The sequence below is a fragment of the Flavobacterium sp. GT3P67 genome (assembly GCF_004349155.1).
GTDB classification, from domain to species: domain Bacteria; phylum Bacteroidota; class Bacteroidia; order Flavobacteriales; family Flavobacteriaceae; genus Flavobacterium; species Flavobacterium ranwuense.
Genome location: NZ_SMLF01000008.1, coordinates 20,177 through 41,898, shown reverse-complemented (window position 1 = coordinate 41,898; position 21,722 = coordinate 20,177). Strand labels below are relative to the sequence as shown.

Sequence of the window (21,722 nt, the reverse complement as noted above, 5' to 3'; positions counted from 1 at the left end):
TATACTTTTTAAAGTCGTAAAGTTTCAAAGTCAAAAGTCGTAAAGTCTTTGCTTTTGAATTTGTGCCTTTCGGCTTTAAGACTTTTGACTTTCGACTATTATCTTAGTATCTTCGCGCCTACTTTGTAAATGTCTCTATGCTATTTCAAATAAAATCGTATCTACAATTCCTTTGGCACTCAAAAAACGAGCATGCGGTACATTCTCCGTTTATGTTTAGTTTACTTACGAAATGTTTCTATGACAAAAAACCAAAACCGGAATATTCTATTTTAAAAAAATACAGAAACTCGCTTTTAGAAAACAACAATACCATTGAAGTTACTGATTTTGGTGCAGGTTCGAAAGTTTTCAAATCGAATACAAGAGCGATTGCCGAGATTGCCAAAACAGCGGGAATTACTTCAAAACGAGCCGAATTATTATTTAGAATCACCAATTATTTGCAGCCAGAAAGTATTTTAGAAATTGGAACATCGTTAGGATTGGCGACTTCCGCACTTTCTTTAGGGAATTTAAAAGCAAAAATAATCACTTTAGAAGGTTGTCCTGAAACGGCAAAAAATGCTCAAAATCAATTCAGAGAATTTAGTTTAACCAATATAAATTTAGAAGTAACCGAATTCAGTAATTATTTGGAAGACCTTCGACTTTCGACTTTCGACTTTCGACTCATTTACTTCGACGGGAATCACTCCAAGAAAGCAACGGTGGACTATTTTGAATTATTACTTCCTACAATTACTAACGAAACCGTTTGGATATTCGATGACATTCATTGGTCTCCAGAAATGGAAGAAGCTTGGGAAATCATAAAAAAACATCCAAAAGTGACCGTAACCATTGATACTTTTCAATGGGGATTGGTGTTTTTTAGAAAAGAGCAACCAAAAGAGCATTTTGTGATTCGAATTTAACGCAAAAAAAATGACAGCCATTGCTGACTGTCATTTCTCACTTTGAATTAATTATTCCTTATTCTTTAGCTCTTTTCATTTCTCCTGATTTTGCTCCCATTCTATTCACTTTCAACATTGGAGCAAATTTGAATTTTAAAGCAGCAATTTTTCTGTTATCTTCAGACGAAAGTCCTTCTTTTTCAACAGTGTTTTTTCTGCTGTCAAGCGCTTCATACATCAATTTAATTTCATCCCAGTCTTCACGTGTATAACTGTCTTTATTATTTTCGGCAGTATGAATGAATTGTTGGTAAACGCTATGTATATTGTCTTTGTTTACCCAGCTAAAATTCATATCATCCCCAATTTTTCCTTGACCAAATAAAGCATTTCTTAATTGTTGTTTTGAGCTTATTGTTACATCAGTAGTTGGTTGATCAGCTACTTTTTCAGCTTCATATTTAGCTTTTAAAGCTTCATATTTGGCTCTACTTGCATCAAGACGCTCTTGCGCTGCTGCATTATCTTTCATGTTTGCAATAGCAGCTTCAGCTTCTCCGCTTTTCAATTCATAAGTAGCTTCAATTCCTTGCCAATTCCCTCTAGCGTCTTCTGCGGCAACGTTACCAACTGAATCTACGTACATAACATAGCTATCAACTGATTTCTCTGCTTGTTCCGCTTTTTCATCTTTACAAGAGGTAAATCCCAAAGCGATTACCGCTACACCTAACAATAACTTTTTACTTTCCATAATTTCTTGATTTTGATTAAATATTATTTATGTAAATTTAAGAAACATTATTCAATTCATAATTATAATCCAAAAATTTTATAAATAATACATGTAATTATGAAATAAAAATAAATAAAGCGTAAATTATATAAATTAACCCTGAAATACTATAAATAATTACGGGGTGATTTTATGTATTAAAAATTGCATTTTAAAAGAAATAGGTAAAAATTGCAATTATTTGATTTTGAAAAAGTTAGTTCCTATATAAAATTGAAGCTCAAAATGTAACAAATTTTAAAAAACAACTACTTATTAATAATTCAAAAGTCTTTTGTACTTTTAAAATCTAATTTAATAGCACCCTACGCGCAGTCGAAGGTCAAAAATCATATACTCTAATGGCAAACCCGCTAATCAAAATAACCAATATCAAACGAGATTTTGTACTTGGAAATGAAATCGTTTATGTTCTTAAAGGCATTGATTTAGAAATAAATAAAGGGGAATATGTAGCATTAATGGGCCCCTCAGGATCTGGAAAATCAACTTTAATGAATTTATTGGGGTGTTTAGACACACCAACTTCCGGGAGTTACATTCTGAACGGAAAAGATGTCAGCCAGATGAAAGATGATGAATTAGCCGAAATTCGGAATAAAGAAATAGGATTTGTTTTCCAGACTTTTAATCTTTTACCCAGAACAACGGCATTAGACAACGTGGCTTTACCCATGATTTATGCCGGGTTTTCAAAATCGGAAAGAAAAGCACGAGCTACCGAAGTATTGGAACAAGTAAATCTTGCCGACAGAATGGACCACCAACCCAACCAACTTTCGGGAGGACAACGCCAGCGTGTGGCAATTGCCCGTGCTTTGGTCAACAAACCGTCTATCATTCTTGCCGATGAGCCTACGGGAAATCTGGACAGTAAAACGTCATTAGAAATCATGAAACTTTTTGGAGACATTCATAATAATGGAAACACGGTAATTCTGGTAACGCACGAGGAAGAAATCGCCGCTTATGCACACCGAATCATTCGTTTGCGTGACGGACTTATCGAAAGCGACACTACCAAATAGTTTTTTCAGTAGCTTTTTCCGGCTATCCGCTTGTATCTCTTTCTTGCCATTCTTCCTTCGTCTGAATCACAAGAAAGAGGATACCGCTTTTATCCGGGCTAGGAAATCCAAATTACGATAGCATTTAAAATTCCAAATAACACCTACCAAAAATGAAAATCGCTATACTAACCTGCGAAAAACTTCCCGAATTAACACCAGCAGATCAACAATTAATTCCAGAATTAGCAAAATACAACATTACTGCAAAAGCGGTAATTTGGAATGATAAAACTATCAATTGGACTGATTTTGATTACTTGATTTTCCGCAATACTTGGGATTATTTCGAAAAAGAAACCGAGTTTAAAATTTGGCTCGACCAAATAGAAAAACTGGGAATCAAAACGCTTAACCCCATTGAAGTAATCAAGCAAAACATCCATAAGTTTTATTTGCGTGAAATGGAGCAGCAAGGAATCTCAATATTACCAACCGTTTTCATTGACAAAACGGACAATCTTAATCTTGCAGAACTGATTCCGCCACATTGGAAAAAAGCGGTTATAAAACCGGCATTTTCGGCGGGTTCCTATCTCACCGAAGTTTTTGAAGCATCAGAAACTCAAGAAATAAGTGAAAAATATAAAAATATAGCGGCAGAGAAAGAGTTGCTTTTACAGGAATTCATGCCCGAGATTCAAACATTGGGTGAAACATCCTTTATCTTTTTCAATAAAAAATTCTCTCACTCGGTGAATAAAAAACCCGTGGATGGCGATTTTAGAGTACAATCTCTTTTTGGAGGAAAATACAATTTGGTTCAACCCAATTCAGAAATGATTGAGAAAGCCCAAAAAGTAGTAAATACATTTCAAGAAAAATTACTGTATGCGCGAGTAGACGGAATTCTTATTGAGAACGAACTCTATTTAATGGAAATTGAATGCATTGAACCTGATTTATATTTCAATCTCAGTGAAAATTCACTGGAACGATTTGTTGCAGCAATAGTGGAATTAATACGCTAAATTTGTTTTTTAAATCAAATAAACGGTAGATGAAAGTATATACAAAGACTGGAGATAAAGGAACAACAGCACTTTTTGGCGGAACCAGAGCCCCAAAAGACCATGCTCGAATTGAAAGTTACGGAACCGTTGACGAATTGAACTCTCATATTGGTCTGATTCGCGATCAGGAAATGAATGCGCATTACAAAGAAATCCTTATCGAAATACAAGATCGTCTGTTTACTGTGGGCGCTATGTTAGCAACGCCACCTGAAAAAGAAGTGATGAAAAATGGGGAACTTCGTTTGAAAAAATTGGGAATTATAGAATCTGATCTAGAATTATTAGAAAATGAAATTGACGCTATGGAAGAAGCGTTACCGCCAATGACTCATTTTGTACTTCCAGGCGGACATACCACTGTGTCATATTGTCATATTGCGCGTTGTGTTTGTCGCAGAGCAGAGCGTTTAGCCGTCCATTTAAGCCACAATGAACCCGTTGCTGAAATCGCAATCAAGTACTTAAACCGACTTTCTGACTACCTTTTTGTGTTGGCACGAAAGTTGTCTCATGATTTGAACGCTGCCGAAGTTCAATGGATTCCGAGGAAGTAGTTGGCAGTTTACAGTTGTAAGTTTGCAGTTAAAAGCTGAACACTAAATACCGAACACTGAACACTAAATAAAACGTTCTTAACTTTAACTAAAAATAAATGATTTTTTACTTGTCTTTTTCAGTAAAAAATTTATTTTTGCACAAAACTAAATCGACAACACATGTATTGGACATTAGAATTAGCATCTTATTTAAGCGATGCACCGTGGCCTGCTAACAAAGACGAACTTATTGACTACGCTATTAGAGCAGGAGCTCCATTAGAAGTAGTAGAAAACCTTCAATCTATAGAGGATGAAGGCGAGATATATGAATCAATGGAAGAAATTTGGCCAGATTATCCTACTGACGAAGATTATCTTTGGAATGAGGATGAATATTAAAAGGTAAACCAATAAAAAAGTCTCAAAAGAGGCTTTTTTTTGGTTTAAATTTACAGAAGTACACAATTAGAAATAAAAACATATCATGAGTTTCATAAACAGTATTATTAAAGTCTTTGTTGGCGATAAGTCACAAAAAGATGTCAAAGCTTTACAACCTTATCTCAACAAAATAAAAACTTTTGAGGAACCACTAATGGCATTATCCCATGATGAACTTAGAGGTCGAACAAACTTTTTTAAGGACAAAATAAAAGAAGCTCGTTCAGAAAAAGACGCAAAAATTACTGCGCTGAAACTGGAAGTAGAAAGCATTGAAGACATTGACAAAAGAGAAGATATTTATGTTGCTATTGATGCACTTGAAAAAGAAGCTTACGATATCTCTGAGAAAACCTTAATGGAAATTCTTCCGGAAGCCTTTGCCGTTGTTAAAGAAACAGCAAGACGTTTTAAAGACAACACCCAAATAGTGGTAACTGCAACTGCAAAAGACCGTGAACTTTCGGCTATTAAAAGCTACATTACCTTAGATGGTGACAATGCAATTTGGGCAAATTCATGGAGTGCTGCAGGAAAAGAAATTACTTGGGACATGATTCACTATGACGTACAATTAATTGGCGGAATGGTTTTGCATGAAGGAAAAGTCGCTGAGATGCAAACAGGGGAAGGAAAAACATTGGTGGCAACTTTACCGCTTTACTTAAATGCATTGACAGGAAATGGTGTGCATTTAGTAACTGTGAATGATTATTTGGCAAAAAGAGATAGTACTTGGAAAGCGCCATTATTCGAATTTCACGGTATGACTGTAGAATGTATTGACAATTACCAACCAAGTTCTGAAGGAAGAAAAAAAGCCTACGATGCTGATATCACTTACGGAACCAATAATGAATTTGGTTTTGACTATTTAAGAGATAATATGGCACATTCGCCAGAAGATTTAGTGCAAAGAAAACACAATTACGCTATTGTCGATGAGGTCGATTCTGTTTTAATTGATGATGCCAGAACACCATTGATTATTTCAGGTCCGGTTCCGCAAGGAGATCGTCATGAATTCATGGAAATGAAACCAAAAATTGAAAACTTAGTTAGTTTACAACGCCAGTTGGCAAACGGTTTCTTATCTGAAGCAAAAAAATTAATTAAAGAAGGAAATACTAAAGAAGGTGGATTCCAATTATTAAGAGCATACAGAGCGTTACCAAAAAACAAAGCATTGATTAAGTTTTTGAGTGAAGAAGGAATCAAACAATTGCTTCAAAAAACCGAAAATCAATACATGCAGGATAACAAAAGAGAAATGCACAAGATTGATGAGGCATTGTATTTTGTTATTGAAGAAAAAAACAATCAGGTAGAATTGTCTGACAACGGAATTAAATACCTTTCTGGAGATACGGACTCTGACTTTTTTGTACTTCCGGACATTGGAACTGAAATTGCCGCTATCGAAAAGAAAAAATTAGATAAAGACACTGAAGCCGAAGAAAAAGAACAATTGTTTCAAGATTTTGGAATTAAAAGCGAGCGTATTCATACTTTGACACAACTCTTGAAAGCCTACGCTTTATTCGAAAAAGATGTAGAATATGTAATCATGGATAACAAAATCATGATTGTTGATGAGCAAACCGGTCGTATTATGGACGGTCGTCGTTATTCTGACGGATTGCACCAAGCAATTGAAGCCAAAGAAAATGTAAAAATCGAAGCCGCTACTCAAACATTTGCAACCGTTACGTTACAGAATTATTTCAGAATGTACAACAAACTGGGAGGAATGACTGGAACAGCCTCGACTGAAGCAGGTGAGCTATGGCAAATATATAAATTAGACGTTGTAGAAATTCCTACGAACAGAGGAATGGCCAGAAAAGACAAAGAGGATTTTATTTATAAAACTACTCGTGAAAAATTCAATGCCGTAATCGAAGACGTAACTGAATTATCTAAAGCAGGAAGACCGGTTCTTATTGGTACAACTTCTGTAGAGATTTCAGAATTATTAAGCCGAATGTTGAAAATGAGAGGCGTTGCACACAATGTCTTGAATGCAAAAATGCACAAACAAGAAGCACAAATAGTTGAAGAAGCAGGGAAACCTGGTGTGGTAACTATTGCAACGAATATGGCTGGTCGTGGTACCGATATTAAATTATCTGCCGAAGTAAAAGCCGCTGGTGGATTAGCAATTGTAGGAACAGAACGTCATGATTCCCGTCGTGTTGACCGTCAGTTACGTGGTCGTGCAGGACGTCAAGGTGATCCTGGAAGTTCTCAATTTTATGTTTCTCTTGAAGACAACCTAATGCGTTTGTTTGGTTCTGAAAGAGTGGCTAAAGTTATGGACCGTATGGGATTGCAGGAAGGTGAAGTGATTCAACATTCTATGATGACTAAATCTATCGAACGTGCTCAGAAAAAAGTAGAAGAAAACAACTTTGGTGTTCGTAAACGTCTATTGGAATATGATGACGTAATGAACGCACAACGTGAAGTGGTTTACAAACGTCGTCGTCATGCATTGTTTGGAGAGCGATTGAAATTAGATATTGCAAACATGCTTTACGATACTTGTGAATTGATCGTTGACCAAAACAAAGCATCAAATAATTTCAAAAACTTTGAATTCGAATTGATTCGTTATTTCTCAATTACTTCGCCAGTTACTGAAAGTGAATTCAGTAAATTGAGTGAAATGGAATTAACTGGTAAAATATACAAAGCTACGCTGGAATATTATACAGAGAAAACCGAAAGAAGTGCCAGAGAAGCATTCCCAATCATAAAAAGTGTTTACGAAGATAAAAACAACCAATTTGAACGCATCGTAGTTCCTTTTACAGACGGAATAAAATCTTTGAATGTGGTTACTGATTTGAAAAAAGCCTACGAAACTGAGGGTGCTCAACTTGTTGCTGATTTCGAAAAAAATATCACTTTGTCTATTGTAGATGAAGCTTGGAAGAAACACTTACGTAAAATGGATGAGTTGAAACAATCGGTTCAACTTGCGGTTCACGAACAAAAAGATCCATTACTTATTTACAAACTGGAAGCGTTCAATTTGTTTAGAGCAATGATAGACAATGTAAACAAGGAAGTGATTTCATTCTTGTTCAAAGGTGATTTACCGGCTCAAGAGAATCAACAAATTCAAGAAGCGAAAGAAGTTCGTCAACAAGAAGATTATAAATTAAGTAAAGACGAAATTCCAAATAGTGAAAGTGCTAATCGTGAAGCGGGAGAAACGCAACAACGACAAGTTACCGAAACTATCGTGAGAGATATGCCAAAAATTAATCGTAATGATAATGTTACGATTCAAAACGTGGCAAACGGACAAATTCAAGAAATGAAATACAAAAAAGCCGAAAGCTTAATCGCTTCAGGTCAATGGGTTATCGTTAACTAATAACCGTTTCGATTCCTTAAAATTAAATTCCCCAACTACTTTCGTAATTGGGGAATTTTTTTTGCTCTTAATTTTCAGGAGCAATTCCCGCCCTACGCTGCAAGCTATTTGGTTTCAAACCCTTTTTCTAGCCACTGTCAGGAGCTTCCTTTGGTCGCTCTGCCACCGCCAGAAAAAAGCGGTTTTCAACCAGCATAGGCTTTCCGCTGCTGTCGGGGCTAGGGATTTTGTGATGAATTAATTACTAATTCTAATTTATAAGATTTTTCAGCGATTTATTTATATATTTGAAAATAAATAAAATCTGACGTTTATCAGACCTATATACTAGTTGTAAGCTATATTACCAGAACATTTCGTTAAAAATCAAAAATATATAATGAAACAAAATTTCTCATCTGACAAACCTGTTGAAAATGAAAGTCAAGATAGATTTCAACGATATAATTTTTCAAAAAGAATTGCAGAAACAATTCAAAAAAGAGAAAGTCCAGATGGAATAGTAATTGGTATTTATGGTGCTTGGGGAGAGGGAAAAACATCTGTTCAAAATTTCATAGAACAAGAGCTTAAAACAGATGATACTATCTTAATAATTAAATTAAATCCTTGGAGGTATAATGATGAAGATACTTTAATTAGAAATTTTTTAAAGAAAATAGCTGACCTCTTAGGTAAAGAATTAGAAAAACGAAAAAATAAATTAGGTAATTTCATAGAAAAATATGGAGCTTTAGGTGGTTTTGTAGGCGTTGATTTTACACAAATCGGAAAATCATTATCAGAAATAGATTTAGAAGATTGGAAAAATAAGATTGATGACTTCTTGAAAGAAAGCACAAGTAAACTTGTAATTTTTGTTGATGATATAGATAGATTAGACAAACAAGAAATCTATTCATTATTTAGATTAGTTAAATTAACAGGTGATTTTTCAAATACGACTTATATCCTTTCATTTGATGAAATAATGGTTGCATCTGCAATTGGTGAGAGATTTGGTGCAGGTAATGAATTGTCTGGTCAAAATTTTCTAGAAAAAATCATTCAAGTTCCACTTAAAATTCCTCAGGCACAAATAAGTGCTTTAAAAACATATTGTTTTGAACTCGTAGACAAAGCTATTGATGAAAGTGAAATTAAATTAAGTCAAAGTGAAGAACAAAGATTTGTATATCAATTTACAGAGAGTGTATTACTTCGCCTAAAAACTCCAAGATTAGCAGTTAGATATGGAAACTCTTTATCATTTGCTTTACCGTTGTTAAAAGGTGAAGTTAACCATATAGATTTAATGTTAATTGAGGCATTAAAGATATTCTATCCAAGACATTATGAATTTGTAAAATTAAACTCCAATTATTTTATTACTTCATATTCTTCAGAGAATACCTATGGTGTTGAACAAAATGTTAAAGATAAAAAGGATGAACTTACTCAACATTTAGACATACTGGCAACTGACTTATCAAAAAAAGAAAAATCTTCAGTATTATCATTACTTAAATTTTTGTTTCCAAGACTTAATGAAGCATTTCATAATAGGTTTCAACACGAAGGGGAAAAAAATTGGTTTAAAGAAAAACGAATTGTTTCTACAGATTATTTTAAAAGATATTTTTCATACACAGTAATTGATGGTGAAATTTCAGATGTAATATTTGATGATTTTGTAAATTCAATTAAAACATTAGAAATTGATAATATTGCAGATAAATTAGATAGTATTTTAACAGAAACTTCAGCTGATATTTTTATTTTTAAATTAAGGTCATATGAAGAAGATTTAGACTGGACAACTTCTAAAAAATTATCTTTAGCATTATGTATAAAAAGCGGAGTTTTTCCAACAAATGATTCATTTTTTGGCTTTGGTTATGACGATGCAAAATCTCAATCTTCAATTTTTATTTTTCAATTATTAAAGAGGCACTTAATAATTGAAGAAACATTTGAATTTGCTAAATTACTTATGGAAAATCCTGTACCTATTGATTTTTCTTTTTTAATAAATAAGTGGTTTCGAAATGGAAGAAGTGAAACTGAAAATATTTTTTCAGAAGAACAAAATATTGAAATTGCACGAATTCTAAGAGAGCGAGCATTAAGTGAAGCTGGAGAAACTCCAATCTTTGAAAAACACCCAAAAAACATTACTTTTTTACTTTCAACTTGGTTGTTATTTGATGATATCGGATATAAAGAATACTTAAATCAAATATTTAGTAAACAACCAAATAAAGTTAAAGAATTACTTATAACTTTTACTCCATCTGCTACAAGTACAAGTAATCCAGAGATTCATAAATCAAATTTCACAAAAGAACAATACAACTATATTAAAACTTTGATTGATAAAAATTTAATTCACGAAAAAATCAGACAAATTTATGGTGAAGAAATTGACAAAAAAGAGGTTGAATACATTGAATTTGAAAACAAACAGACAGATATTAACATTATGAGACAATTTGAAGATTGGTTTGAAAAAGACACAGAAGAAATAGAACCAGCCGAATAAATACAGCTTACAACACAGGTTTGGCAAGATTTGGGTTTTAGGCTTAATCTAAAGTTGGTTTTGTATTTGCAAAATTAGTGTTAAACCGAAAATTAATCTAAATTTAGTCCCAAACCTCACCAATCTGGTGCTCGTTTGCAACGAGTACCCATTTTAATTTGGAACACCATCGTAGCGTTTGTAACGCGGTTTCTTAAACTAAAAACTATATACTTCCGCAAACTTGTCACTTACTTTATCGAAATACTAGATGTGATTGCTTCGTTCCTCGCAATGACTCAGCAAACTGTTAAAATCTAATTTAAGCGTTCGTTTACACTATCTAGGATTCTCTTCAAAATAGCGTTCTCAATTCGTTTGATATCTTTTATGGAATTTTTGGCCCAAGCCAAACGCTTTTCTAAAATTTCATTTTCGGATAAATGCCAATCAATATTTGAATTACGCAATCGGTTCTTTAATTTTCAATGATTACAACTGCTGAAACGGTATTGAAATTAGCTTCTGAGCAACTAATAAAATATTCTCTTTATTAATTTCAGGTAAATTTGCAAGAGGAAACAATTGTTGTCCAGGACGGCTGACAAAAGCCGTTTGCCAACCTGCCCAATTTGCACCGGCAACATCCCAACCGTGTGCAGCTATCAACATACATTCATTCGATTTTAATCCCATTTTTTTGGCAGCCCAATTATAAGTATCTGCATGAGGCTTGAATTTACCTACATCTTCTATACTTAACACATCGTCAAATAGATCATGAATCCCTGCATATTTAAGTTGCGTTTCGACTGCTTTATTGGATGAGTTAGTGAAGGCAACCAATTTAAAACCTTCTCTTCTTAAAAGTAAGAGAGCTTCTTTCACTTCTGGATGTGCAGGCAATGATAAAATTGGAGCAACAGCATCTTTGGCTTGTTTATCCGTTATATCAATTCCATTTTTGTGGGCAACCATTATAAGTGCAGCGGCTCCAATTGTTCCAAAATCATGATATTGATTTGCTACTGTTGTAACCAATGAATACTGAAGCATTGTAGTGAACCACAAGGACATCAATTCAGGATGACCTCCTAGCGCTGCGCCAATACTTTTTTTCATGCTATTAAGATCCAGCAACGTTTCATTTACATCAAAAAATAAAACCTTGGGTCTTTGTAAATAACCAGCGCTGTACTCCTCATTATTGTCTGTCTCCTCTTTTAAAATTAAAATAGGCGCGCTAATTTCTTCTTCTCCAACAGTCAATGTGGTATTTACTAAACCTTGGTTGCTATTTTTAAATTCTTTCATTGTTTTTCTTTTTAAATCATGCGTTAAATAAAATATACGACAAAGTATCTTGTTTCGTGAAAATAGTACAAGTTACATGATATTTTTTAAAATAAAAAACATTAGCGTACCATTATATGAAAGAACTATTTCACGTTTTCAGAAAAATACCGTTCTTCTATTCTCTTAATATCTTTTATGGAATTTTTGGCCCAAGCCAATCTTTTCACTAAAATTTCCTCTTCGGATAAATGCCAGTCAATATTTGAATTGCGCAATCGATTCGTCAAGTTTTGAATGATGATTGCCGCCGAAACCGAGATATTCAAACTTTCCGTAAAACCAACCATCGGAATTTTTAGAAAACCATCGGCACGTTGTAAAATTTCTTCGGATAATCCGTCTCTTTCAGTTCCAAAAAATAAAGCACTCGGTTTCGAAATATCAAAATCTTCCATCAAACAATCATTCTCATGTGGCGTAGTGGCAATGATTTGATACCCCTTATTTTTTAATGTATCAACACAATTAGAAATACTGTCGAAGGTATTGATATCAACCCATTTTTGTGCACCCATCGCAATTTCCTTATCGATACTTTTTCCGTATCGCTGTTCAATCACATTCAATTCCTGAATTCCAAAAATCTCACAACTTCGCATCACCGCACTCGTATTGTGCATTTGAAAAATATCCTCAACAGCAATCGTAAAATGCTTGGTTCTGTTTTCCAATACTTTCAGAAATTTTTCTTTGCGGTTATCAGTCAGTATATTTTCAAGAAAATTAAGGTAATCGATATCAATCATTGTGGGTTATTTTTTTGGCAAAAATACTAAAAAAGACTAGTTTTATCTCTTAATGTATTTTACAAATGAAAAAGAAATTGGTGGTTTTGACAGGTGCCGGAATAAGTGCCGAAAGTGGCATCAAAACCTTTCGTGACAGTGACGGACTCTGGGAAGGCCATAACGTTATGGATGTCGCAACTCCCGAAGGCTGGCATAAAAATCCGACTTTGGTGCTGGATTTTTACAATCAAAGACGAAAACAACTCAAAGAAGTACAACCTAATTTGGGACATCAAATTCTGGCTGAATTAGAGAATGAATTTGATGTATATATCATTACCCAAAATGTAGATGATTTACACGAACGCGCCGGAAGTACTAATGTGTTGCATTTGCATGGCGAATTATTAAAAGTGAGAAGTACCAAAAACCCAAATTACATTCTGGACTGGCAGGAGGATTTGAATTTTGGTGATTTCGATGAAAACAAAAACCAACTGCGTCCACATATTGTCTGGTTTGGCGAGGAAGTTCCAGCGCTTGATGAAGCGATTTCAATAACCCAAAATGCGGATTATTTTGCTGTTATAGGAACGTCATTACAAGTGTATCCTGCGGCTGGATTAATCGATTTCACAGCGCGAGAAACGCCCATTTTTTATATTGATCCAAAACCCATAAAAATCCCGAATCTTCGAAATCCATTAGATGTGATTCCAGAAGTGGCTTCTGAAGGAATGAAAATACTAAAAAAGAAGCTTACAGCGTTTATTTAAAAAACCATTCGTTTTCTATTTTGTCTCGAAAGGTTTATATTTGTGCCTTTCGAACAAACAACTAAACAATGACTACTTTAAACGAATTGAATGCTATATCGCCAATCGACGGAAGATATAGAAACAAGACTATTTCACTGGCTCCATTTTTCTCTGAAGAAGCCTTAATCAAATACCGCGTATTGGTTGAAATTGAATATTTCATTGCTTTGTGCGAAGTGCCTTTGCCACAACTAAAAAACGTAAACCCAGATTTATTCGAAAGCTTACGCAACATTTATAAAAACTTCTCTACTGAAGATGCACTTTGGATCAAAGAAACAGAGAAAGTGACCAACCACGATGTAAAAGCGGTGGAATACTTCATCAAAGATGCTTTTGAAAAACTAGGATTATCAGAATATAAAGAGTTTATCCACTTTGGATTGACTTCTCAAGACATCAATAATACGGCGATTCCGCTATCTACAAAAGAAGCTTTCGAAAAAGTATACATGCCTTCTTTGATTACTTTAACTTCAAAATTGAAAGATTTAAGTGTGGAATGGCGCGATATTCCAATGCTTGCCCGTACCCACGGACAACCGGCTTCTCCAACGCGTTTGGGTAAAGAAATTGGTGTTTTTGTAGAACGTTTAGAAGAGCAAATGCGTTTGTTGTTTAATGTTCCTTTTGCTGCTAAATTTGGCGGAGCAACAGGGAATTATAATGCGCATCATGTGGCATATCCTCAAATTGACTGGAGAAAATTCGGAGGAAAATTTGTTGAAGAAAACCTTGGTTTACACCACTCCTTCCCTACTACACAAATAGAACATTACGATCATTTCGCCGCATTTTTTGATGCTTTGAAAAGAATAAATACCATCATCATTGATTTAGACCGAGATATTTGGACGTATGTTTCCATGGAATATTTCAAACAAAAAATCAAAGCAGGAGAAATAGGTTCTTCGGCAATGCCACACAAAGTAAACCCTATTGATTTTGAAAACTCAGAAGGAAATTTAGGAATAGCCAATGCGATTTTCGAACATTTATCGGCTAAATTACCATTGTCAAGATTACAACGCGATTTGACGGACAGTACCGTTTTGAGAAATATTGGTGTACCAATGGGACACACCTTAATCGCTTTTGAAGCGACTTTGAAAGGATTAAACAAATTGTTATTGAATGAGCCAAAATTCCACGAAGATTTAGAGAAAAACTGGGCTGTTGTTGCCGAAGCAATTCAAACGATTTTGCGTCGTGAAGCCTATCCAAATCCGTATGAAGCGTTGAAAGGATTGACCAGAACCAATGAAGCGATTGATAAAAAAGCGATTCACGGTTTTATAGCAACCTTAGAGGTTTCTGATGAAATTAAAGCCGAATTGATGCAAATCACTCCTAGTAATTTCTTAGGAATATAAGCTTTAAGAAATTATTGAAATTTGTAAAATCCCGTTGAAAAGAGGCAAAAATTCTTTTCAACGGGATTTTTATTGCTAAAAAAATCATAAAAAGCAGTATTTAGCTAAAATTACACTTTAAAAATTAAAGTTTTTTTTATATCTTACCAAGATACACAAAACCCTTACAATAGAAGTAAACGCCTATGAATACAGCAGAAACAGTAGCAAATGCATCGCACCATTTACAACCTTTAATTAGTGATTTAGGATTAATTCTGATGACAGCTGCCGTTGCAGTTTTGTTGTTTAAAAAAATAAAACAACCTCTGGTTCTGGGGTATTTAATTGCCGGATTTTTGGCTGGAAATCATTTTGATTTTTTCCCATCGGTAAAAGATATTAAAAGCGTAGAAGTTTGGGCAGAGATTGGAGTAATCTTTTTATTATTTAGTTTGGGACTGGAATTCAGTTTTAAAAAACTGATGAAAGTGGGTGGTACCGCATCTATTACTGCTGTAACACAAATTATTTCGATGGTAGCCATCGGATATTTAGTGGGCCAATGGATTGGTTGGAAACCAATGGACAGCATCTTTTTAGGGGTGATTCTTTCGATTTCATCCACCACTATTATTTTGAAAACATTTGATGAACTCGGAGTAAAAACCCAAAAATTTGCGGGAATAGTTATCGGTTCGCTTATCGTGCAAGATATAGTCGCCATTTTGATGATGGTATTGCTTTCTACTATTGCGGTAAGTCAACAATTTTCAGGTGGCGAGCTGTTGCAATCCGTTTTTAAACTGATCTTTTTCTTGACAATATGGTTTGTTGGCGGTATCTTTTTTATCCCGACTTTACTTAAAAAAGCCAAAAACATATTGACAGACGAAATGCTGCTAATCATCTCACTTGCTTTGTGCTTAATGATGGTAATTCTTGCTGCCAATGTTGGTTTTTCTCCTGCATTAGGCGCTTTCATAATGGGTTCCATCATTGCCGAAACAACTCAGGCGGAACACATCGAACATTTAGTAAAACCCGTTAAAGATCTTTTTGGTGCGATTTTCTTTGTGTCCGTTGGTATGTTAATTAATCCAAGTACATTGTCCGAATATGCTTTGCCAGTCGCTATTTTGACATTCGTAGTGATTATAGGACAATCCGTAAGTTCAACAATTGGTGCTTTACTTTCAGGACAACCTCTGAAACAATCGGTGCAAACAGGAATGAGTTTGTCTCAAATTGGAGAATTCTCCTTTATTATTGCAACATTGGGAATGACATTGAATGTAACCAGTGATTTTCTTTATCCAATTGTAGTGGCTGTATCAGCAGTGACCACTTTTACGACACCTTTTATGGTCAAATTCGCCACTCCATTTTCGGAATATCTGGAAAAAAAATTGCCTAGGAAATGGATTAAAAAAATTGAACGCTACAGTGCTAATGCGCAATCCATAAAATTAGTAAGCAATTGGCAAATAGTCGTACGGGCGTTTCTGACGCAGGTAATTATCCATTCCGTAATTATAGTGGCTGTTATTTTACTTTCATCAAAATACATTCTACCTTTAGTTCAAGGATCACAATTTGGAAACATATTTGCGGCATTAATTACAATCGTAATAATATCTCCTTTTTTATGGGCGCTATCCTTGCGACGCATCGCGACAAAAGAAGTAGCCATTTTGAGAGAGGAACGTAAATATCGCGGACCAATACTGATGATGATTTTGCTACGAATGGTATTGGCCCTTTTTTATATTGGATTCTTATTAAATATCTTTTTCTCTCCCGGAATCGCTTTTATAATGCTGATTGTTGCCGTTGTTGTGTATTTTATTTTTCCAAAAAAATTAAATGCGCAATATCACAAAATTGAAGACCATTTTTTAAAAAATTTAAATGCCCGAGAAATTAAAAAAGCGGTAAGAAGTCGTAGTGATTTAACACCTTGGGATGGTCACATGACCACTTTTGAAATTGCTCCAACCTCGAATATTGCCGGAAAAACATTAGAAAAATTAAGCATTCGAGAGCAATTAGGAATTAATATCGCTTTCATCAAGCGTGGAGAAATCACCATTAATATTCCTAGCAGAAACGAAAGATTATTTCCTGGAGACGAAATTTGTGTGATCGGTACTGATACCCAAGTGGCAGCATTTAAAAAATATTTGGACCAGCATGAGATTGATGTCTCACCATTGGTAACTGAATCTGATATTGTTTTACAGCAGTTAGAGCTAATCAACGAAGCATTTATTGGAAAAAGCATACGTGATTCTGAATTACGCGAAAAAACGCGTGGCTTGATTGTTGGTTTGGAAAGAGGAGGGAAAAGAATTCTCAATCCAGAATCAAAATTAATTTTAGAAAAAAACGATATTCTTTGGATTGTTGGCAGCAAAAAACTGTTGGCGAATCTTTCCAAAAATTAAACAAGAAAATTTATTTTTTACAATTCTATTTTGGTTGAATTAGCGCATTCCAAAATATACATTTTAAATGTATCCCGTCTGAGCAAAACTTTAGATTTTGTTCAAACGGGATTTTCTGTTTATTGTTAAAAAAAAGTAGCATTTGAATAATAGTAAATCATTAAAATTAAGCAATATTTTATACCTTAGATGAGTTTTCTTTTTATAAAGAACATTGTAAATCAACACAATAATCCTTTTAAATTGTTACAATAAATTTATGCCAAAAAATAAAATCTTAATCCTATTTTCACATCCTTTATTCGAGAAATCTCATGCGAATAAGGCTTTAGTGCAAAATATTCCCGATTCAGAAAACATTACTTTTCATGATTTATATGAGGAATATCCGGATTTTGATATTGACGTAAAATACGAACAAGATTTATTAAGTCAACATGATATTATCATTTGGCACCATCCCATGTATTGGTATAGTTGTCCGCCATTGATGAAACAATGGATTGATATGGTGCTTGAGCATAATTGGGCTTATGGAAAAAAGGGTAAAGCATTACAGGATAAAATTATTTTTCAGGTAATTACAACTGGCGGCGATAAGGAAAATTATTGCGAAACGGGTAGTGATCGCTATAGTATTCTTGAATTATTGGAACCGTTTAACCAAACTGCAAAAGTGTGTAATATGATTTATTTACCTCCTTTTGTAGTGCATGGAACTCATAATATGACCAAAGAAGATTATGAAAAAAATGGTTTGATTTATGGTTATTTTCTGGACTATTTAGAAAGTAATAATTTAGATACGGATGAAATTTTGCAACACCATTATCTGAATGAATGGTTTGCAACAATACAGACATAACATGGATACAAATTTTTTACTTCAGGCAATCATTTATTTAACAGCAGCCGTAATTTGTGTGCCTATTGCTAAAAAATTAGGGCTGAGCTCCATTTTAGGCTATTTATTAGCCGGAATAATTATTGGTCCTTATGTTCTTGGTTTTATAGGTCAGGAAGGTCAGGATATTATGCATTTTGCTGAATTTGGCGTCGTAATGATGTTGTTTTTGATTGGTTTGGAATTAGAGCCAAATAAGTTTTGGAAAATGCGGAAATTCATTCTGGGAATGGGTGCTGCACAATTGATCGGAACCACTCTTATTCTATTTATTGGATGTCTATTTTTTATGGACTGGAGATGGGAAACTACATTAGCCATTTCACTGGGATTGGCCTTATCTTCTACTGCTATTGTCTTGCAAACTTTAAAAGAAAAAGGATTATCAAACACTTCCGTAGGACGTTCCTCATTTGCGGTTTTACTTTTTCAGGATATTGCAGTAATCCCAATTTTAGCTTTTTTACCTCTTTTGTCAACGGTAAACCTTGAGGCTGTAAATGATGCGCCACAATCATTAATTACAGGTTATGCGAGCTGGTTGCAAACGGTAATTGTGATCGGAATTATATCGACAATCTATTTTGCCGGTCGTTTTGTATTTGTTCCATTATTGCATATTATCGCAAAAACTCGTTTGCAGGAATTGTTTACTGCTTCGGCTTTATTATTGGTTGTTGGCGTTTCCTATTTAATGCAATTGATTGGGTTAAGTCCTGCACTTGGTGCTTTTATGGCTGGTGTCGTACTTGCCAACTCTGAATTTCGTCATGAATTAGAAGGCGATATTGCACCATTTAAAGGATTGCTTTTGGGGCTGTTTTTTCTTGGTGTTGGTGCTTCAATAAACTTCCTATTAATTATTGAGAATCCTCTTTTCATTTTTGTTTTTGGAGCCATCCTAACTCTGGTGAAATTCGTAGTTTTATTTGTAATCAGCAGATTTCATAAAAATAAAATAGATCAAAATCTATTATTCGCTTTCGGTTTGAGCCAAGCGGGAGAATTTGGTTTTGTAATCATGAGTTTCTGCCTGCAATTGAATATAGTTCCCAATATTTTAGCCAATCAAATTATGGCAGTAATAGCCATGAGTATGGTTGCAACTCCTTTTCTGCTATTAATAAATGAGCGAATAATTTATCCCAATACCCGAATTCAGGAAAAAGAAATAAAAAAAGACAATGATTATATTGACGAAGATAATCCCGTTATTATTGCTGGTTTTGGGCATTTTGGAAGTACAGTTGGTCGCTTACTGAGAGCGAACCAAATAAAATCAACTATTCTGGATTATGATTCAGACCGAATCGATTTATTACGAAAAATGGGGTTTAAAGTCTATTATGGAGATGCGACTCGATTAGAACTATTGAAAGCTGCGGGTTGTGAGAATGCTAAAATTTTTATCGCTGCCATAGATAATCCTACCGTAAATCTTCAAGTAATTGAAACCTTAAAAAAACACTTTCCAAATTTAAAAATCTTAACTCGTGCCCGAAACCGGAATGATGCCTATGAATTAATCGATCATAAAGTCGAACATATTTACAGGGAAACTTTATACAGCGCTGTAAATATGGGTGTTGATGCATTAGTAGAATTAGGACTTCGAAAATATACGGCAACCAGACAAGGACAGCAATTTATAAAATACGATGAAATTACCACACGTAAATTAGCTGAAAAACGTCACGATAAAATGGCGTTTCTTATTACAATCAAGGAAGAAATTGAATTACAGGAACAGTTATTAAAGAGTGATATTTATTCCCAAGTTGCAGCAACCAATCATAGTTGGGATAGCCAGCATTTAAAAAACAACTTAGCAGACTTGTCTGACACATCTGAATTGCCGGACTAATATAATACAGTTTACAACAATAAAAAAAACATAATTAACACCCTTAAAACGGAGTTAATTATGCTTTTTTTTATGATTTTGAACGAAAAACTATCTAGAATAATTTGGAGCTTCTTTCGTTATCGTCACATTATGAGGATGACTTTCGTTGATACCACTTGCAGTAATCCGAACAAAACGTCCTGTTTCCTGTAACGTTGGAATATCTTTTGAACCACAATATCCCATTCCGGCACGAAGACCACCAATGAATTGTTGCATGCTTTCGTTCAATTCTCCTTTATATGGAACACGACCTACAATTCCTTCTGGAACCAGTTTTTTTACATCATCTTCCACATCTTGAAAATAACGGTCTTTTGAGCCTTCTTGCATCGCTTCAACAGAACCCATTCCACGGTATGACTTGAATTTTCTTCCTTCAAAAATGATAGTTTCACCAGGAGATTCCATGGTACCTGCCAGTAATGAACCTAACATTACACAATCAGCACCCGCAGCAATCGCTTTAGGGATATCTCCTGTGTAACGAATCCCACCATCAGCAATTACTGGAACTCCAGTGCCTTTAATCGCTGCGGCCACTTCAAGTACTGCAGAAAATTGTGGAAAACCAACACCCGCAACAATACGAGTCGTACAGATAGAACCTGGCCCAATCCCTACTTTTACCCCGTCAGCACCATTTTCGACAAGATATTTGGCTGCTTCAGCAGTGGCAATATTACCAACAATAACGTCTAAGTCAGGGAATTTAGCTTTAACTAATTTTAGTACATCTACAACTCCTTTTGTATGTCCGTGAGCAGTATCGATTATAACTGCGTCTACTCCAGCATTAACCAAAGCAGTAGCTCTTTCAACAGCATCTGCAGTAACACCTAATGCAGCCGCAACACGTAAACGTCCGTATTTGTCTTTGTTTGCATTTGGTTTTTGAGTCAATTTAGTAATATCTCTAAACGTAATTAAACCTACTAATTTATAATCAGCATTTACTACTGGAAGTTTTTCGATTTTATACCCTTGCAAAACAACTTCGGCTTGTTCCAAAGAAGTACCTTCGGCAACTGTTACCAAGTTTTCGCTGGTCATTACTTCAACAATAGGTCTGGCATTGTTTTTTTCGAAACGCAAATCTCTATTCGTAACAATACCTTTCAGTTTTTTATTTTCATCTACAATTGGAATACCTCCAATACCAAATTCTTTCATCGCATTTTTAGCATCTGCAACAGTAGAAGTCAATGGTAAAGTAACAGGATCGATAATCATTCCAGACTCGGCACGTTTTACTTTTCTGACTTTCGCAGCTTGTTGCTCGATAGTCATATTTTTATGCAAAACACCAATTCCTCCTTCTTGAGCCATAGCAATTGCCATTGCACTTTCGGTAACAGTATCCATAGCAGCAGATACAATTGGAACATTAAGCGTTATATTTCTTGAAAATTTTGATTGAATACTCACTTCGCGAGGAAGCACATTTGAGTAGTTAGGAACTAATAGAACATCATCGTAAGTTAATCCTTCACCGATAATCTTAGAGTTGTGTGCGATCATTGCAATTGTAGTTGGAGTTTAATTGCGTGCAAATATAGATAATTTTA

At 34.6% G+C, this 21,722-nt stretch carries 16 protein-coding genes; 12 read left to right on the top strand and 4 right to left on the bottom strand.

Annotation, left to right across the window (positions count from 1 at the left end; translation table 11 throughout):
- Nucleotides 1–137 precede the first annotated feature (137 nt).
- Entirely contained in the window at nt 138–917 is a 780-nt protein-coding gene (locus E0H99_RS12880; protein WP_131996183.1) for an O-methyltransferase, read from the top strand.
- Between the two features lie 58 nt (nt 918–975).
- Here E0H99_RS12880 and E0H99_RS12875 read toward each other — a convergent pair whose 3' ends face one another.
- The gene (locus E0H99_RS12875; protein WP_131996180.1) at nt 976–1,653 is read right to left on the bottom strand and encodes a hypothetical protein; all 678 of its coding nucleotides are present in this window, start codon (nt 1,651–1,653) and stop codon (nt 976–978) included.
- A gap of 383 nt (nt 1,654–2,036) precedes the next feature.
- On the opposite strand from E0H99_RS12875, the gene E0H99_RS12870 reads away from it, so the two are divergent.
- The 6 genes from E0H99_RS12870 to E0H99_RS12845 all read left to right on the top strand — a co-directional run bounded on the left by E0H99_RS12870 (nt 2,037) and on the right by E0H99_RS12845 (nt 10,664).
- Nucleotides 2,037–2,723, top strand: coding sequence for an ABC transporter ATP-binding protein (locus tag E0H99_RS12870; protein ID WP_131916248.1), 687 nt, complete (start codon nt 2,037–2,039; stop codon nt 2,721–2,723).
- A gap of 152 nt (nt 2,724–2,875) precedes the next feature.
- On the top strand, nt 2,876–3,733 hold the full coding sequence (locus E0H99_RS12865; protein ID WP_131996177.1) for a RimK family alpha-L-glutamate ligase: 858 nt from the start codon (nt 2,876–2,878) through the stop codon (nt 3,731–3,733).
- 29 nt (nt 3,734–3,762) lie between these two features.
- Nucleotides 3,763–4,332, top strand: coding sequence for a cob(I)yrinic acid a,c-diamide adenosyltransferase (locus E0H99_RS12860; RefSeq protein ID WP_131996174.1), 570 nt, complete (start codon nt 3,763–3,765; stop codon nt 4,330–4,332).
- A 162-nt stretch (nt 4,333–4,494) separates the two neighbouring features.
- Nucleotides 4,495–4,716, top strand: a complete 222-nt coding sequence (locus E0H99_RS12855; RefSeq protein ID WP_007138072.1) for a DUF2795 domain-containing protein — start codon at nt 4,495–4,497, stop codon at nt 4,714–4,716.
- 85 nt (nt 4,717–4,801) lie between these two features.
- On the top strand, nt 4,802–8,143 hold the full coding sequence (secA, locus tag E0H99_RS12850) for a preprotein translocase subunit SecA (protein ID WP_131996171.1): 3,342 nt from the start codon (nt 4,802–4,804) through the stop codon (nt 8,141–8,143).
- 379 nt (nt 8,144–8,522) lie between these two features.
- Nucleotides 8,523–10,664 carry a P-loop NTPase fold protein gene (locus tag E0H99_RS12845; RefSeq protein WP_131996168.1) on the top strand — a complete coding sequence of 714 codons (2,142 nt, stop codon included), beginning with the start codon at nt 8,523–8,525 and terminating at the stop codon, nt 10,662–10,664.
- Nucleotides 10,665–11,135: 471 nt separating this feature from the next.
- Here E0H99_RS12845 and E0H99_RS12835 read toward each other — a convergent pair whose 3' ends face one another.
- Both E0H99_RS12835 and E0H99_RS12830 read right to left on the bottom strand, forming a co-directional pair.
- Nucleotides 11,136–11,957 (bottom strand): haloacid dehalogenase type II, encoded by an 822-nt coding sequence (locus tag E0H99_RS12835; protein WP_131996165.1) that lies wholly within the window; start codon nt 11,955–11,957, stop codon nt 11,136–11,138.
- Nucleotides 11,958–12,082: 125 nt separating this feature from the next.
- Entirely contained in the window at nt 12,083–12,745 is a 663-nt protein-coding gene (locus E0H99_RS12830; RefSeq protein WP_131996162.1) for a TrmH family RNA methyltransferase, read from the bottom strand.
- A gap of 65 nt (nt 12,746–12,810) precedes the next feature.
- On the opposite strand from E0H99_RS12830, the gene E0H99_RS12825 reads away from it, so the two are divergent.
- From E0H99_RS12825 to E0H99_RS12805, 5 genes are all read left to right on the top strand, one after another.
- Nucleotides 12,811–13,503, top strand: coding sequence for an SIR2 family NAD-dependent protein deacylase (locus E0H99_RS12825; protein WP_131996159.1), 693 nt, complete (start codon nt 12,811–12,813; stop codon nt 13,501–13,503).
- 68 nt (nt 13,504–13,571) lie between these two features.
- Nucleotides 13,572–14,918 (top strand): adenylosuccinate lyase, encoded by a 1,347-nt coding sequence (gene purB, locus E0H99_RS12820; protein ID WP_131996156.1) that lies wholly within the window; start codon nt 13,572–13,574, stop codon nt 14,916–14,918.
- Between the two features lie 185 nt (nt 14,919–15,103).
- Entirely contained in the window at nt 15,104–17,344 is a 2,241-nt protein-coding gene (locus E0H99_RS12815) for a cation:proton antiporter (protein WP_131996153.1), read from the top strand.
- Between the two features lie 259 nt (nt 17,345–17,603).
- Nucleotides 17,604–18,209, top strand: a complete 606-nt coding sequence (locus E0H99_RS12810; protein WP_131996150.1) for an NAD(P)H-dependent oxidoreductase — start codon at nt 17,604–17,606, stop codon at nt 18,207–18,209.
- A 1-nt stretch (nt 18,210) separates the two neighbouring features.
- A complete protein-coding gene (locus E0H99_RS12805; RefSeq protein WP_131996147.1) occupies nt 18,211–20,112 on the top strand; it encodes a monovalent cation:proton antiporter-2 (CPA2) family protein in 1,902 nt (633 codons plus the stop codon).
- Nucleotides 20,113–20,202: 90 nt separating this feature from the next.
- Here the strand turns inward: E0H99_RS12805 and guaB are convergent, their stop codons facing one another.
- Nucleotides 20,203–21,675, bottom strand: a complete 1,473-nt coding sequence (gene guaB, locus E0H99_RS12800) for an IMP dehydrogenase (RefSeq protein WP_131996144.1) — start codon at nt 21,673–21,675, stop codon at nt 20,203–20,205.
- Nucleotides 21,676–21,722: the final 47 nt, after the last annotated feature.

Excerpts from the sequence above, each read along its gene's own strand:
- E0H99_RS12880 (WP_131996183.1), top strand. The coding sequence starts at position 138 with ATGCTATTTCAAATAAAATCGTATCTACAATTCCTTTGGCACTCAAAA.
- E0H99_RS12875 (WP_131996180.1), bottom strand. The coding sequence starts at position 1,653 with ATGGAAAGTAAAAAGTTATTGTTAGGTGTAGCGGTAATCGCTTTGGGA.
- E0H99_RS12870 (WP_131916248.1), top strand. The coding sequence starts at position 2,037 with ATGGCAAACCCGCTAATCAAAATAACCAATATCAAACGAGATTTTGTA.
- E0H99_RS12865 (WP_131996177.1), top strand. The coding sequence starts at position 2,876 with ATGAAAATCGCTATACTAACCTGCGAAAAACTTCCCGAATTAACACCA.
- E0H99_RS12860 (WP_131996174.1), top strand. The coding sequence starts at position 3,763 with ATGAAAGTATATACAAAGACTGGAGATAAAGGAACAACAGCACTTTTT.
- E0H99_RS12855 (WP_007138072.1), top strand. The coding sequence starts at position 4,495 with ATGTATTGGACATTAGAATTAGCATCTTATTTAAGCGATGCACCGTGG.
- secA (WP_131996171.1), top strand. The coding sequence starts at position 4,802 with ATGAGTTTCATAAACAGTATTATTAAAGTCTTTGTTGGCGATAAGTCA.
- E0H99_RS12845 (WP_131996168.1), top strand. The coding sequence starts at position 8,523 with ATGAAACAAAATTTCTCATCTGACAAACCTGTTGAAAATGAAAGTCAA.
- E0H99_RS12835 (WP_131996165.1), bottom strand. The coding sequence starts at position 11,957 with ATGAAAGAATTTAAAAATAGCAACCAAGGTTTAGTAAATACCACATTG.
- E0H99_RS12830 (WP_131996162.1), bottom strand. The coding sequence starts at position 12,745 with ATGATTGATATCGATTACCTTAATTTTCTTGAAAATATACTGACTGAT.
- E0H99_RS12825 (WP_131996159.1), top strand. The coding sequence starts at position 12,811 with ATGAAAAAGAAATTGGTGGTTTTGACAGGTGCCGGAATAAGTGCCGAA.
- purB (WP_131996156.1), top strand. The coding sequence starts at position 13,572 with ATGACTACTTTAAACGAATTGAATGCTATATCGCCAATCGACGGAAGA.
- E0H99_RS12815 (WP_131996153.1), top strand. The coding sequence starts at position 15,104 with ATGAATACAGCAGAAACAGTAGCAAATGCATCGCACCATTTACAACCT.
- E0H99_RS12810 (WP_131996150.1), top strand. The coding sequence starts at position 17,604 with ATGCCAAAAAATAAAATCTTAATCCTATTTTCACATCCTTTATTCGAG.
- E0H99_RS12805 (WP_131996147.1), top strand. The coding sequence starts at position 18,211 with ATGGATACAAATTTTTTACTTCAGGCAATCATTTATTTAACAGCAGCC.
- guaB (WP_131996144.1), bottom strand. The coding sequence starts at position 21,675 with ATGATCGCACACAACTCTAAGATTATCGGTGAAGGATTAACTTACGAT.